General features: G+C 63.1%; 13 protein-coding genes, 3 tRNA genes and 1 pseudogene. 8 read left to right on the top strand and 9 right to left on the bottom strand.

What is annotated here, in order from left to right; all coding sequences use genetic code 11:
* The first annotated feature begins 28 nt into the window (after positions 1–28).
* On the top strand, positions 29–1,069 hold the full coding sequence (gene rsmC, locus ACK3CV_RS03570; protein WP_164141284.1) for a 16S rRNA (guanine(1207)-N(2))-methyltransferase RsmC: 1,041 nt from the start codon (positions 29–31) through the stop codon (positions 1,067–1,069).
* Positions 1,070–1,119: 50 nt separating this feature from the next.
* Here rsmC and ACK3CV_RS03565 read toward each other — a convergent pair.
* Positions 1,120–2,111 (bottom strand): annotated as a pseudogene (locus ACK3CV_RS03565) (aldo/keto reductase).
* A 118-nt stretch (positions 2,112–2,229) separates the two neighbouring features.
* Between ACK3CV_RS03565 and ACK3CV_RS03560 the strand changes: the two are divergent.
* The 4 genes from ACK3CV_RS03560 to ACK3CV_RS03545 all read left to right on the top strand — a co-directional run bounded on the left by ACK3CV_RS03560 (position 2,230) and on the right by ACK3CV_RS03545 (position 3,585).
* Entirely contained in the window at positions 2,230–3,174 is a 945-nt protein-coding gene (locus ACK3CV_RS03560) for a LysR family transcriptional regulator (RefSeq protein ID WP_164141282.1), read from the top strand.
* A gap of 72 nt (positions 3,175–3,246) precedes the next feature.
* Positions 3,247–3,333: transfer RNA gene (locus ACK3CV_RS03555), tRNA-Leu, on the top strand.
* 36 nt (positions 3,334–3,369) lie between these two features.
* Positions 3,370–3,456 (top strand) — tRNA-Leu (locus ACK3CV_RS03550).
* A gap of 42 nt (positions 3,457–3,498) precedes the next feature.
* A tRNA-Leu gene (locus ACK3CV_RS03545) sits at positions 3,499–3,585 on the top strand.
* 89 nt (positions 3,586–3,674) lie between these two features.
* Here the strand turns inward: ACK3CV_RS03545 and ACK3CV_RS03540 are convergent.
* Positions 3,675–3,959: a DUF1435 domain-containing protein gene (locus tag ACK3CV_RS03540; RefSeq protein ID WP_033637006.1), complete on the bottom strand. Its 285-nt coding sequence runs from the start codon at positions 3,957–3,959 to the stop codon at positions 3,675–3,677.
* Between the two features lie 442 nt (positions 3,960–4,401).
* Here ACK3CV_RS03540 and ACK3CV_RS03535 point away from each other — a divergent pair, with 442 nt between their 5' ends.
* Positions 4,402–5,304 carry a GGDEF domain-containing protein gene (locus ACK3CV_RS03535; protein WP_370739131.1) on the top strand — a complete coding sequence of 301 codons (903 nt, stop codon included), beginning with the start codon at positions 4,402–4,404 and terminating at the stop codon, positions 5,302–5,304.
* Positions 5,305–5,317: 13 nt separating this feature from the next.
* Here the strand turns inward: ACK3CV_RS03535 and ACK3CV_RS03530 are convergent, their stop codons facing one another.
* Complete coding sequence (locus ACK3CV_RS03530) at positions 5,318–5,914, bottom strand: TetR/AcrR family transcriptional regulator (protein ID WP_164038441.1); 597 nt, start codon at positions 5,912–5,914, stop codon at positions 5,318–5,320.
* A 137-nt stretch (positions 5,915–6,051) separates the two neighbouring features.
* Between ACK3CV_RS03530 and ACK3CV_RS03525 the strand changes: the two genes are divergently transcribed.
* Complete coding sequence (locus ACK3CV_RS03525) at positions 6,052–7,248, top strand: MFS transporter (protein ID WP_164038443.1); 1,197 nt, start codon at positions 6,052–6,054, stop codon at positions 7,246–7,248.
* 10 nt (positions 7,249–7,258) lie between these two features.
* Here the strand turns inward: ACK3CV_RS03525 and ACK3CV_RS03520 are convergent, their stop codons facing one another.
* The gene (locus tag ACK3CV_RS03520; RefSeq protein ID WP_164141729.1) at positions 7,259–8,170 is read right to left on the bottom strand and encodes a LysR family transcriptional regulator; all 912 of its coding nucleotides are present in this window, start codon (positions 8,168–8,170) and stop codon (positions 7,259–7,261) included.
* A gap of 108 nt (positions 8,171–8,278) precedes the next feature.
* On the opposite strand from ACK3CV_RS03520, the gene ACK3CV_RS03515 reads away from it, so the two are divergent.
* Positions 8,279–9,481: an MFS transporter gene (locus tag ACK3CV_RS03515; protein ID WP_060443694.1), complete on the top strand. Its 1,203-nt coding sequence runs from the start codon at positions 8,279–8,281 to the stop codon at positions 9,479–9,481.
* A 1-nt stretch (position 9,482) separates the two neighbouring features.
* On the opposite strand, the gene fucP is transcribed toward ACK3CV_RS03515, so the two are convergent.
* From fucP to ACK3CV_RS03490, 5 genes are read right to left on the bottom strand one after another with little or no spacing between them, the layout of a single operon-like run.
* Complete coding sequence (gene fucP, locus ACK3CV_RS03510; RefSeq protein WP_033641777.1) at positions 9,483–10,712, bottom strand: L-fucose:H+ symporter permease; 1,230 nt, start codon at positions 10,710–10,712, stop codon at positions 9,483–9,485.
* A gap of 40 nt (positions 10,713–10,752) precedes the next feature.
* A complete protein-coding gene (locus ACK3CV_RS03505) occupies positions 10,753–11,112 on the bottom strand; it encodes an L-rhamnose mutarotase (protein WP_033652860.1) in 360 nt (119 codons plus the stop codon).
* On the bottom strand, positions 11,109–11,885 hold the full coding sequence (locus ACK3CV_RS03500; RefSeq protein WP_033636997.1) for an L-fucose dehydrogenase: 777 nt from the start codon (positions 11,883–11,885) through the stop codon (positions 11,109–11,111). Before ACK3CV_RS03500 ends, ACK3CV_RS03505 begins: the two co-directional genes overlap by 4 nt.
* On the bottom strand, positions 11,863–12,726 hold the full coding sequence (locus ACK3CV_RS03495) for an amidohydrolase family protein (RefSeq protein WP_164038451.1): 864 nt from the start codon (positions 12,724–12,726) through the stop codon (positions 11,863–11,865). The genes ACK3CV_RS03500 and ACK3CV_RS03495 overlap by 23 nt, the downstream gene beginning before the upstream one ends.
* Before the next feature lie 14 nt (positions 12,727–12,740).
* Positions 12,741–14,018 (bottom strand): L-fuconate dehydratase, encoded by a 1,278-nt coding sequence (locus ACK3CV_RS03490; RefSeq protein WP_162091289.1) that lies wholly within the window; start codon positions 14,016–14,018, stop codon positions 12,741–12,743.
* Positions 14,019–14,025: the final 7 nt, after the last annotated feature.

Below are 14,025 nucleotides of genomic sequence, written 5' to 3'. Positions count from 1 at the left end.
CGGTCTCATTTCCAGGAGCCAATATCTGATGTCTGCATTAACCCCCGCCAGTGAAGTCATGCTGCGCCACAGTGATGAATTTATCGAACGCCGCGTGCTGTTTGCCGGCGACCTGCAGGACAGCCTGCCGGCCCAATTCGAGGCCGCGGACGTGCGCGTCCACACTCAGCAATACCATCACTGGCAGTTACTGAACCGGACGATGGGCGATAACGTGCAGTTCGGTTTGACCGTCGATCCCGCTTTCGTCGCCGACTGCGACACGCTGGTTTACTACTGGCCGAAGAGTAAGCAGGAAGCGCAATTCCAGCTGTGCAACATCCTGGCGCTGCTGCCGGTGGGCGTAGACGTGTTCGTGGTCGGTGAAAACCGCAGCGGCGTGCGCAGCGCCGAGCCAACGCTGGAAGGCCACGTTGCGCTGGTGAAAATCGACAGCGCGCGCCGCTGCGGCCTGTATCACGGCCGCCTGGACGCACAGACCGAGTTCAGCCTGGACGACTGGTGGGACAGCTATCAGCTGCACGATCTGGAAGTGAAAACGCTGCCGGGCGTGTTCAGCCGCGACGGCCTGGACGTCGGCAGCTCGCTGCTGCTGTCGACGCTGGAAAAACACATGAAAGGCAAGGTGCTGGACATCGGCTGCGGCGCCGGCGTGATGGCCTCGGTGATGGCCAAGCTGTCGCCGAAGGTGAAACTTACCCTCAGCGACGTCAACGCCGCCGCGGTGGAATCCAGCCGCGCGACGCTGGCCGCCAACGGCATCGAAGGCGAAGTGATCGTCAGCAACGTTTACTCCGACATCACCGGCCGTTTCGACATGATCATCTCCAACCCGCCGTTCCACGACGGGCTGCAGACCAGCCTGACCGCCGCCGAAACCCTGATCCGCGGCGCGGTGAAACACCTGCCGATCGGCGGCCTGCTGCGCATCGTCGCCAACGCCTTCCTGCCGTACCCGGACATTCTGGACGCCACCTTTGGCAGCCACGAAGTGCTGGCGCAGAACGGCCGCTTCAAGGTGTATCAGGCCACCGTCGGCCGCCCGCCGCGCGCGCCGAAGAAGAAATAATTCGCCGTTGGCGGAAAACGACAGAGCGCGGCCTGAGGCCGCGCTTTTTTTTAGCCGTTGATATAGGCCATCGACTCCGCGCCGTAGCGATCGCCGGCCGCCGCACTCAGCGGAAACACCGCGTCTATCACCGCCAGCTCGGCCGCGCTCAGCGTTATCTCCGCCGCCGCGACGTTCTCTTCGAGGTAGCGACGGCGTTTGGTGCCGGGGATCGGCACGATGTGCTCGCCCTGCGCCAACACCCAGGCCAGCGCCAGCTGTGAAGGCTTGACGCCCTTCTGTGCCGCCAGCTCACCCACCTTCTCCACCACGCCAGGTTGCGGGCGAAGTTTTCCCCCTGGAAGCGCGGGTTGCCGCGGCGGAAATCGTCCTCGGCCAGATCCTCCGGCCGCCGGATAGCGCCGGTGAGGAAACCGCGCCCTAACGGGCTGTAAGGCACAAAGCCGATGCCGAGGCGCTCACAGGCCGCCAGCACGCCCTGTTCGGCATCGCGCGTCCACAGCGAATACTCGGTCTGCAGTGCGGTGATCGGATGCACCTTGTGCGCCCGCTCCAGCGTGGCGACCGACGCCTCGCTCAGGCCGATATGGCGGATCTTGCCTTCGCGGATCAGATCCGCCATCGTGCCCACGACGTCTTCGATCGGCACCTGCGGATCGACCCGATGCTGATAATAAAGATCGATCTCTTCTACGCCCAAGCGCCGCAGGCTGCCTTCCACCGAGCGCCGGATATATTCGGGCCGGCTGCTGACGCCGCGCGCCGAAGGATCCGCCGGATCGCGCAGGATGCCGAACTTGGTGGCCAGGAACACCTGTTGCCGTTTGCCCTTGATCGCTTCCCCCACCAATTCCTCGTTGGTGTGCGGGCCATACATGTCGGCGGTGTCGAGCAGCGTGACGCCCAGCTCCAGCGCCCGGTGCAGCGTGGCGATGGCTTCCTGCCGATCGGCGCCGGTGGAGTAGAAGTCGCTCATGCCCATGCATCCCAGCCCCAAGGCGGAGACGAGGGGGCCGTGAGAACCCAGTTTACGTTGTTGCATTGTGCTGCCCTCATGCGATGAACGGATAACGCAGCAAAGTCTGGTTGTTTACGCTACAAAGATAAATAATGCAGATTGCACATAACTGTTCAAAAATCACCAACAATCCGGAGTGGACATGGATCAGGTTCAAGCCATGCGCATTTTTATCCGCATCGTCGAACTGGGCAGCTTCAGCCGGGCGGCCGAGCGCCTGCAGCTGCCGCGCGCCACGGTCAGCAACGCGTTGAAACGGCTGGAGCAGCGGCTGGGCGTGCGCCTGCTGATCCGCACCACCCGCCAGGTGCAGGTGACCAGCGAAGGCAGCCTCTACTATCAACGCTGCGTACAGTTGCTGGGGGCGCTTGAGGAGGCGGACACGCTGTTCAGCCACCATAAGCTGCAACCGTCCGGCAAAGTGCGCATCGATATGCCCCATTCGCTGGCGCGCCAGATCGTCATTCCGGCGCTGGACGACTTTTACCGCCGCTATCCCGACATCACGCTGGCGCTGGGCGCCAACGACACCCACGTCGATCTGTTGCGTGAAGGCGTGGACTGCGTGCTGCGCGCCTGGGAAACCGAAGACGACAGCCTGGCGGCGCGGCGCATCGCCCAGTTGCCGCAGGTCACCTGCGCTTCCCCCGCTTACCTGCAGGCCTGCGGCACGCCGCTCGACATTGATAGCCTGGAGCCGCACCGCGCGGTAGGGTATTTTTCCCTGGCCAGCAACCGCGATTACCCGCTGGAATTCTGCCGCGGCGGCAAAGTGGAACTGCGCGAACTCCCCGCCCGGCTGAGCGTCAGCGGCGCCGACGCCTACATCGCCGGCGCGCGGGCCGGCATGGGGTTGATTCAGGCGGCGCGCTATTCGCTTGCCCCCTGGCTGGAACGGGGCGAACTGGTGGAAGTGCTGGCGGACACGCCGCCGCCGCCGATGCCGATTTACATCATGTATCCGCCCGGCCGTTTCCTGGCGCCACGGGTCAGGGTGTTGATTGATTGGCTGATTTGGCTGTTTGACCAGCGGAAAAGCGGCGATATGGCTGTTTTTCCAGCAAACGCCCGCAATGCGGGGAAATAACTGTTGACGTGCCCGCCAAAATCTCTAGAATTCGCCTCCGTGGTAACGTTACTCCGGTAATGTTTCTGGTACGCGAAGGTGGCGGAATTGGTAGACGCGCTAGCTTCAGGTGTTAGTGTCCTTACGGACGTGAGGGTTCAAGTCCCTCTCTTCGCACCAAATAACCACATGATTTATATTGCACTCAGCATCGATGCGAAGGTGGCGGAATTGGTAGACGCGCTAGCTTCAGGTGTTAGTGTTCTTACGGACGTGAGGGTTCAAGTCCCTCTCTTCGCACCACGCTGGCGACGTAATATAAATCAAAGCAACAACATCGACTGTGCGAAGGTGGCGGAATTGGTAGACGCGCTAGCTTCAGGTGTTAGTGTCCTTACGGACGTGAGGGTTCAAGTCCCTCTCTTCGCACCAATTGATGATCTCTCCGGTAGTTCCTTCGAAAAAATCCCAACGCATTGATGAAAAACACGCCTAAGCGTGGTTTTGCCGTTTCCGGCGTTTTACCCGAAGCTGAAGTTGAGGCTGACCGCCGCCAGGCCGCCCGCCAGCGCCATGCAGGAAGGCAGCAGCAGATAATGACGCAGCCGGCTGTTGAACAGCATCACAAGCGTCGCCAACATCGCTATCACGATCAGGCTGCGCAGCTGCATCATATCCAGATCGATCAAGGCCAGCAGCGGCATCAGCGCGCACGGCAGCAAAACGCCCCAGGCGCTGGCCAAGCGATCGCCGAGGCACCAGCTGACGCCCCACAGCCCGCATGCGGCAATCATGGCAGTGAGCATGACAACCCCCTCAAGTGATAATGATAACCAATATCATATAACACTTTTTTGGCCGCCGCATCATTTTCGCTGCGATGACCAAACCCAGATGACACCAGCAGGAAAAAATGATAATTTGACATAAGAAAATTCCTAGTCCTGTTTGCATGATAATAATCACAACGGTCAACCATGCAATTCAAGTGGATATTTCGCGCCAAGGGAATGCTTCTCAACCTTAATTATTCGACAGTACGACTTTGCAAAGAGTGACCTCCGTATGAACGCCCGTTCTTATCAGGAATTACTGAACAGCAAGCAGCGCCTGGCATTATTTCTTTTTCTAATGATGAATGCCGCCTCTTCCATATTTACGTTATTGTTCCCTTTTAGGGATGTCCCTTCTTTTACTCTGCCTTTATTATGCATCCCGTTATTTTGTCTGGCGGCGGCGCTATTTTCTCTGCATACGCCGCGGCAATACCTGTACAAACTCAACCTGTTCGCCAGCGTGCTCGGCCTGCTGTGGGCTGCACATATCTACGTTAAAAGTCAATATTGCCTGCCGAATAACCAAGATTTTTTATTAATTAGTTTGTTCAGCATCTTTTTTATCAGCGCTATTTCTCTGACGGATAACTTTACCGCCTTTTGTTTACACGCTGTGCCTTCCGCAATGATGATCCTGGCTTTAGACGGTATGCATAATACTCTGCGGATATTATTCACCACGCTATTACCTATTATCGCTTTCTCCATTCATCACCTGATGTTGAAACGCAGTGAAATCTTTACCCACGCGCTGGTGGCCAACCTGTATAACGAGCGGGACAAATTCAATAATTTGAGCATGCTCGATCCCCTGACCGGCCTTTATAACCGTCGCGGGCTGGAGAATAAGATCAACATGCTGCTGGAACCGCAAACCGGCCGCCACTACGTGCTGCTGCTGGATATCGACCACTTCAAGGTCTACAACGACAGCTACGGCCACGCCATGGGCGACCGGGCGCTGGTGCAGGTGGCGATCGCCATCCGCGATGCGGTGCGTTCGCGCGACATCGTGGTGCGCTACGGCGGGGAAGAGTTTTTGGTGCTGCTGACCAACGTGCATGAAGGCTACGCGGCGCAGCTGGCCGAACGGGTGCGCCAACGGGTGGCGGAACTGAATATCCCGCACGGCGCCAGCTCGCAGCACAGCGGTACGCTGACGCTCAGCGCCGGCATCTCGGCATTGGAAAAACTGGACGTCGAATCGGCGATCGGCGCGGCCGACGCCGCGCTCTATCTGGCGAAGCACAGCGGCCGCAACAATATTCAGCTGGCGCAAAACGTCCAGCCCGCCCTGCTGCTGCCGCAGGAGTAAATACCCTGCCCGGTTAAGCGGCCGTTGGCCGCAAGCCGTTCAGCAACAGCGACAAACTGGCCAACGCCTGCTCCAAAGCGGTTTTCTCATCCGGCTGGTGCGCGATCCAAAGCGCGGCATCCATCAGGCCGCCGTTGATCAAATGCGCCAGCGATTCCGGCTCGGCGACGGCGATGCGCCCCTGCGCCATCAACGCCTGCAATGCGCCCGTCATCCAGACAATGCATTGCAGCTTACTGGCCTGCAAATATTCAGCCCCCAGCACCGAAGGTGAATCGCGCAACAAAATGCGTTGCGCTTGCGGCTCCGTCATCATGATCAAATAACCGCGACAACGCGCCGCAAACGCCTCCCAGTCATCCGCCGTACGCGCGGTAATGTCGGCAAGACGCGCATCCATTTCAGCATCAATCGCCTTCACAACCGCCAGGAACAACCCCTTTTTATCGCCAAAATGGTGATAGAGCGCACCGCGCGTCATGCCGGCTTGCGCGGTGAGTTCATCCATCACCGTCTCGGCATACCCCACGCTGCCGAACTGCTGACGGGCGGCCGCCACCAGTTTTTGTCGGGTTTCTTCAATCATTTCTGCGCGCGCTTTACGTGCCATGGGTCCACTCCCGCCTCATTATTGATGAACGTTATAATTGACATACGCCATGTATGTCAATTAACGTAACATACGTGGCGTATGTCAATGATGGCCATTGAGCGAATACTGAGCCGCCAACTTCTGGAGCCCTTTCCATGGCAAATCCTTATTTCAACCTGTTCAACGCCCCGGGCAGCAAGGCGTTTTCCTCTGCCGGGCTGATCGCGCGCCTGCCGGTCTCGATGACCGGTATCGGCATCATCACCATGCTCTCACAGGTACGCGGCTCTTATTGGTTGGCGGGCGCGGTAGCGGCGACGTTCGCCTTTTCCATGGCGCTGCTTGCGCCGCAAATCGCGCGCGCGGCGGATCGTCACGGCCAAAGCCGCGTGCTGCCGTATGCCACCGGGATCAGCACGCTCGCCCTGCTACTGCTGTTGCTCTGCACCCACTATCGGGCGCCGGACTGGACGCTGTTCGTCTTCGCCGCGCTCGCGGGCGGCATGCCCAGCATCTCCGCGATGGTCAGAGCCCGCTGGAGCGAAATTTATCGCGGCACGCCACAGCTGCACACGGCATTTTCATTCGAGTCCGTGTTAGATGAAGTGGCTTTTATCGTCGGCCCACCGATCGCCGTGGGGCTTAGCGTTTCACTCTTCCCAGAAGCCGGCCCTCTGGTGGCCGCGCTGCTGCTGGTGGCGGGCGTTGCGGCATTCGCCTCCCAAAAAAGCACTCAGCCCCCGGTCTACACCCGCAATAACCAGCGGCAGCGCGCCATCCTGGCCATGCCGTCAATGCAGATCCTGCTGCTGGCGCTGATCGCCCTGGGCACCATCGTCGGCACCGTGGACGTCATCAGCGTGGCCTTCGCCGAGCAGCAAGGACAGCCGGCCGCCGCCAGCATCGTGCTGTCGGTTTATGCGTTCGGCTCCTGCCTGGCCGGGCTGATTTTCGGCGCAATGAAGATCCCCGTCCCCTTGCCTCGCCTGTTCTTATACGCGGCGTTCGCCACCGCCTTCACCACCCTGCCGCTGCTGTGGGTGCACGATGTCTTGACGCTGGCGGCGGCGATGTTTGTCGCCGGACTGTTTTTTGCGCCGACCATGATCATTGCCATGGGGCTGGTTGAAAACATCGTGCCGCCCTCCCGGCTGACGGAGGGGTTGACCTGGATGGTCACCGGTCTGGGGATAGGCGTGGCGCTCGGCGCCGCATTGGCGGGCCTGGCGATCGATGCCGCCGGGATAGCGGTCGGCTTCGGCGTCACGCTCACCGCCGGGCTGATCGTGCTGCTGGTGGCGGCCGGCGGCTACCGCTTAATGCGGCGAACGCTGGCCTTGAAAGCGGCGTGAATCGCTCGCGCTAAGCGGTTTCCCAAATCGCCTTGCCCTGCCAGCGCCGTTCGATCGCCGCCAGGAACAGTTTCACCTTGGGGGAGAGATGGCGCCGGCTGGGATAGACGGCGCAGATCGGCGGCCCCGGGCGGCAATAGCGCTCCAGCACCGGCACCAGCGTGCCGGCCGCAATCTGCTCGCCGACCAGAAACGCCCCCACCTGGCACAGGCCGGCTCCGGCGACGGCCGCATCCCTCAAGGCCTCGACGTTGTTGAAACGCATCCGGCCGCGCACCGGCTGTTCGTGCAGTTGCCCGTTGACCAAATAGCGCCAGGGCGCCGGCAGCCCCTGATGGCTGAAGACCAGCGTCTCGTGATCGCCCAGCGCCTCCGGTTTTGCAGGCGTGCCGTGCCGCGCCAGGTAATCCGGCGCCGCGCAGGTGATCAGGCGATGTGGCGCGAGCACCCGCCGCACCAGCCGGCTGTCGTCGTTGCCGCCGACGCGGACAGCCACGTCGATGCCGTCGCGCACCAGATCGCTGTAATCGTCGGAGAAGCTGACATCGGCGTCCACCTCCGGCCACTGCGCCAAAAACTCCTGCAGAATCGGCAGGATATGCAACCGCCCCAACGAAACCGGCAGATCCAGCCGCAGCCGCCCGCGTGGGGTTTGCCGCCGCGTATTGAGCGCCGTTTCCGCCTCTTCGGCCTGCGACAGGATACGCTGCGCATACTCGTAAAACACCGCGCCGTCTTCGGTCAGGCTGACGCTGCGCGTGGTGCGCTGCAGCAACCGGGTGGCCAATCGCTCCTCCAATCGGATCACGCATTTGCCCGCCGCCGAGCGGGAGATGCCCAGCCTCTCGGCCGCCAGCGTGAAGCTGCAGGCGTCGGCAACGCGAATGAACACCAGCAGGTCGGTCAGGTTATCCAACGGCATAGACGGTAAATTAGCCACGATTTGTCCCCAATGTTGCGCATTCAGGCCAGTTTATCAGTCATTTTGGCGCGGATACACTGAGGCTCTTCATCTGTTGGGAGAGTCATTATGAGTGCCTTACACGCCGGCGGCGGCGCAAAACCCTGGCTGGCGACCTTCGCCATCGGCCTATCCACCTTTACCGTCGTCACGGCAGAAATGCTGCCCGTCGGGCTGCTGACCCCGATAGTCAGCACCTTGAACGCATCGATAGGCCGCGCCGGGCTGCTGATTTCCCTGCCTGCCCTGTTCGCCGCGCTGTTCGCCCCGCTGGTGGTGCTGGGCGCCCGGCGCACGGATCGCCGCAGCCTGCTGATCGTCTTTCTGCTACTGCTGATCGCCGCCAACCTGCTGGCCGCCGCCGCTACCTCCATGGCGCTGCTGTTCGCTGCGCGCATCCTGCTGGGCTTTTGCATCGGCGGTATCTGGGCCATCGCCGGCGGATTGGCGGAACGTCTGGTGCCGCCGGCCTCCGTCGGATTGGCGCTGTCCGTCATCTTCGGCGGCGTAGCGGCGGCCTCGGTGCTCGGCGTGCCGCTCGGGGTGTTCCTCGGCGAAGCGCTGGGCTGGCGCATGGCGTTTCTGGCCGTCGCCGTCCTGGCGGCGCTGACCCTGCTCCTGCTGCTGTGCGTGCTGCCGCCGCTGCCGGTCACGCAGGCGGTGAGCTGGCGGTCGTTCACCGCGCAGCGCGCGAATCGCCGGTTGCTCCTCGGGCTGCTGCTGACGTTTCTGCTGGTTGCCGGCCACTTTATGGCCTACACCTTTGTCCGCCCGCTGCTGCAGACGGTCGCCGGCATCGAGAGCCGCTGGGTGGGGCCGCTGCTGTTCGCCTACGGCGTCGCCGGTATCGTCGGGAATTTCATCGCCGGCCAGGCCGCCGCCAAACGGCTGCGCCGCACCCTGGCGCTGATCGCCTTCGGGCTGGCGCTCGCCGTCCTGCTGCTGCCGCTGCTGGGCCGCGCGCCGCTGAGCGGCGGCGCCTTCCTCCTGCTGTGGGGCATCGCCTACGGCGGCGTTTCCGTGTCGCTGATGGCGTGGATGCTCAAGGCGGCCCCCGACGCGGTCGAGGTCGCCTCTTCGCTGTATATCGCGCTGTTTAATCTGGCGATTTCCTGCGGCTCGCTGGCGGGCGGGCTGGTGGTGGATGCAGGGGGATTGACGATAAACGGCGTGCTGTCCGGCATCGTGCTGCTGCTGGCGCTGGCGATCCTGATGCGAACGCGCCCACAGGCGCTGACAACGGCGGCGAAGGCCGATTCGCCGCCGGGGTGAATCAGGCGCGGCGCTGCCGCAGGCCGTAAACCAGCACCACCGCGAAGCACAGCAGCGGCAGCAGATAAGAGAGCGCGGTGCTGTAACGGTCGGCCAGCGCCCCCATAAAGTACGGCATGATGGCGCCGCCGACGATCGCCATGATCATAAAGGAGCTGGCGCGCTTGGTGTGTTTACCCAGATTTTTCACCCCCAGGGCGAAAATGGTCGGGAACATGATCGACATAAAGAAGAATACCGCGATCAGCGCCACCACCGACACCCCGTCGACGCTCAGCATCACCACGCCGCACAGCGCGATGTTGATCAGCGCATAGGCCGCCAGCAGCGTCGCCGGTTTGACTCGCCCCATCAGCCAGGTGCTGAAGAAGCGCCCGACCATAAAGCAGATCATGGCGATCGACAGCAGGTAAGAGGCGCTTTGGTTAGACACCTCGCGCCAGTGTTCGGTGGCGTAGTTGATGAAGAACGCCCCCACGCCCACCTGCGCCGCCACGTAGAAGAACTGCGTGATCACCCCGCCGACGAAATGCGGATGCTGCCATAATCCCTGCGCTATCACGCCGTGCACCGGTTTTTCCTCTTCGCGGATCGCCGGCAGCCGGGTGCGGCTGAACAACAGCGCGATCAGCAGCACCAGCACGGCGATCGCCACATAGGTCATCTTCACCGCGCTCTGATCGCCGCCGCCGGCGGACTGGCTGGCGGAGAAGAATAGCGTGCCGCCGATCAGCGGGCCGATAAACTGCCCGAGGCCGTTGAACGACTGGGCCAGGTTGAGCCGCCGTTCGGCGCCCTGCGCGTCGCCCAGCACCGTGGCGTACGGGTTGGCGGCCGTTTCCAGGCAGCCCAAACCGCTGGCGATAACGAACAGCGCAAACAGGAACACGCCGAAGCTGTTGGCCGACGCCGCCGGCACGAACAGCAGCGCTCCCAGCGCATACAGGCACAGCCCGACTAGAATGCCCGCCTTATAGCCCTTGCGGTCCATAAAGTACCCGGCAGGCAGCGCCACCAGGAAATAGGCGCCGAAATAGGCCGCCTGCAGCAGCCCTGATTGCGCCTTGGTGACGTGCAACGTCTCCTGAAAATGTTTGTTTAATACGTCCAGCAGGCCATAGGACAGCCCCCACATGAAGAACAGGCTGGTGACCAGGATAAAGGCCCAGCGCAGATTGGCGGTCACGGCGACGCCCGGCTGCGCGGAGGCCGCACTTTTTTCAGCAAGCATGGTGATACCCTCGTATCGTCTGGCGATGATGATGTTGGCGTTATTGCTGTTGCAGCGAAAATATCCGCGCCATTTCCACCCATTTTTCGCCCTGCGGCGTCCAGGGGGTGGCGGCCTGGTAGTGCCACATCAGCGCTTCCCATCGCTGTACTTCGGGGTTGTTCAGGCTGGCGGCGTCAAAGCGCGCAGCGTCGAAATCGGCGCTGACCTCCACGATCATGAACAGCCGGGTGCCCAACCGGTAAATCTCCATGTCCAGAATGCCGTGCTCGCGCAAATGCGCGGCGATGCCCGGCCAGATGCGCTGATGATGCTGCAGGTACTCCGCAATCAGCGCCGGTGAGTCAATCAGATCGAGCGCCTGGCAGAAACGGCGCCGCCCTGCCGCCGCGCCGCTCACGTCAGCGCCCGATCGAGATGCAGGTAGCCGCCGTCCACCGACAGCCACTGCCCGGTGGTGTGCGATGACCGCGACGACAGCAGAAACGCCACGGTATCGGCGATCTCCTGCGGCGTGGTCATGCGCTGCCCGAGCGGAATGCGCGCGGTGATTTTCGCCATCTGCCGCTGCGGCTCGGCGAAGGTGTTGAGCCAGCGCTGGTACTGCGGGGTGATCACCTCCGCCGGCACCACCGCGTTCACCCGCACGCCGTCATGGCGCAGCGACACCGCCCATTCGCGCGTCAGCGCCAGCACCGCGCCCTTGGCGGCGGTGTAACCGCTGGTGCCGCCCTGGCCGCTGAGCGCGGTCTTGGAGGCGATGTTGACGATAGCGCCCCGGCTTTCCTGCAGCGCCGCCTGGCACAGGTGCGCCATCAGGTAGTAGTGCACCAGGTTCTTTTCCAGCGAGCCGACGAAGGCTTCGCGCCCCGCCTCCAGCCCGACGCCGTCGTTGACTCCGGCGTTATTCACCAGCCCGTCGATGCGGCCGAAGGCCGCCAGCGTCTGGCTGACCGCGCGGCGGCAGGCCGCCTCGTCGCACAGTTCGGTGAGGATCACCTCGGTGCGCGGCTGCAGCCGCTGCAAATCGGCCAGCAGCGCCGCCTCCGGCGCGGCGTTGGTGACCAACACCGGGATCGCCCCTTCTTCGGCCAGCACATGTGCAATCGCCGCGCCGATGCCGGCACCGCCGCCGGTGACCAGCACCACCTTATCTTGCAGATACAGATCCATAACCAGACTCCGTTAAACCGTAAATTCGCCAGGCGGTGTCGCCCCAAATCGCCGCCTGCTCGGCGGCCCCCAGCGTCGACAGCGCCCGTTCGCACAGTTGCACCACCTGGCGGTAATCGCCGGCCAGCAGGCACACCGGCCAGTCGGAGCCGAACATCAGCCGCTGCGGGCCGAACGCCTCCAGCGCGGCGTCGAAGAACGGCAGCAGTTCTTCCGCCCGCCACCGGCCACTCGGCGCTTCGGTGATCAGCCCCGACAGCTTGCAGGCCACGTGCGGCAGCGCCGCCAGCGGCCGGATTTGCTGCGCCCAGTGCCGCGCGCCGCGCGCGATATCCGGCTTGCCGAGATGATCCAACACCAACCAGTGCTCATCGTGGCGGGCGGCGAACGCCGCCGCGGCCGCCAGATGCCGGTGCGTCACCAGGATCTCGTACACATACCCGGCGCGCTGCAGCGTTTGCATGCCGCGCTTCACTTCCGGCCGCGCCAGCCAGGCCGCCGGATCCGCTTCGTCCTGCACCTGATGGCGCACCCCGCGCAACGCGCTATAAGGCCGTAAGGCCTCCAGACGCTGCGCCAGCTGCGGCGCGGCGATATCCAGCCAGCCCACTACGCCGCATACGCCCTCGCCCTGCTCCGCCAGCGCCAGCAGGGCCAGCGTCTCTTCCTCGCTGGGGCGAGCCTGCACCGCCAGCGCGCCGTCGAACCCCTGTTCCTGCAGCAGCGGCTGCAGCCGGGGCGGATCGAAATCCTGCCGCAGCACGCGCATCCGCTCGTCGATCCACGGGTAGTGCCGTGGCTGATAGCGCCAGAAGTGCTGATGAGCGTCGATGCGCGGCATGCGATCCTCCCGCCTCACCCGCGGAACCGATACTGCTCGATCGACGACGGATGCATCTCGATCGAATAGCCGGGGCGGCTCGGCGGCATGTAGGCCGCGCCGTTGATCACGCAGGGATCGACAAAGTGTTCATGCAGATGATCGACGTACTCGATCACCCGGCCTTCGTGGGTGCCGGCAATGCACAGGTAGTCGATCATCGACAGGTGCTGCACGTACTCGCACAGCCCGACGCCGCCGGCGTGCGGGCAGACCGGCAGCTGGTATTTGGCCGCCATCAGCATCACCGCCAGCACTTCGTTGACGCCGCCGAGGCGGCAGGCGTCGATCTGCACCACGTCTACCGCGCCGCGCATGATGAACTGCTTGAACATGATGCGGTTCTGGCACATCTCGCCGGTGGCCACCTTGACCGGCGCCACCCCTTCGCGGATGCGGCGGTGCCCTTCCACGTCGTCCGGGCTGGTCGGCTCTTCGATAAACCAGGGTTTGGCGAACGCCAGATGCTTCACCCACGGAATGGCTTCGTCCACCTCCCACACCTGGTTGGCGTCGATCATTAGCCGGCGATCCGGGCCGATCACCTCGCGGGCGATGCGCACCCGGCGGATGTCATCTTCCAGATCGCGCCCGACCTTCAGCTTCAGGTAGGAGAAACCGGCGTCGACCGCTTCCTGGCACAGGCGACGCAGCTTGTCGTCCGGATAACCCAGCCAGCCGGCGGAGGTGGTGTAGCAGGGATACCCCTCCTGCAGCAGCCGCGCCAGGCGCTCTTCTTTGCCCTCGGCACGCTGTTTCAGCAGCGCCAGCGCTTCCTGCGGCGTGATGCAGTCGGTGATGTAACGGAAGTCGATGCAGCGCACCAGCTCCTCCGGCGTCATCTCCGCCACCAGCCGCCACACCGGCTTGCCGACCGATTTGGCCCACAGATCCCACACCGCGTTGACCACCGCACCGGTCGCCAGGTGAATGGCCCCCTTGTCCGGCCCGATCCAGCGCAGCTGGCTGTCGCTGGTGAAGCGCCGCCAGAAGGCGCCCATGTCGGCGGCGATATCCTCCAGCCGCTCGCCGACGATCTGATGCTCCAGCGCGCGGATCGCCGCGCAGCAGATCTCGTTGCCGCGGCCGATGGTGAACGTCAGCCCGTGGCCGCTGAGATCCGCGCGATCGGTCTCCAGGATCACGTAGGCGGCGGAATAGTCGGGATCCGGATTCATGGCGTCGGATCCGTCCAGCCCCAGCGACGTGGGGAAACGAATGTCTTCAACCCGCAGTGCGGTAATGGTGGTCATGGCGGCG

It is taken from the genome of Serratia sp. TSO36 (genome assembly GCF_057808395.1).
Note: the sequence above shows the minus strand (reverse complement) of the source record. Positions and strands in the feature narration are given on the sequence as shown.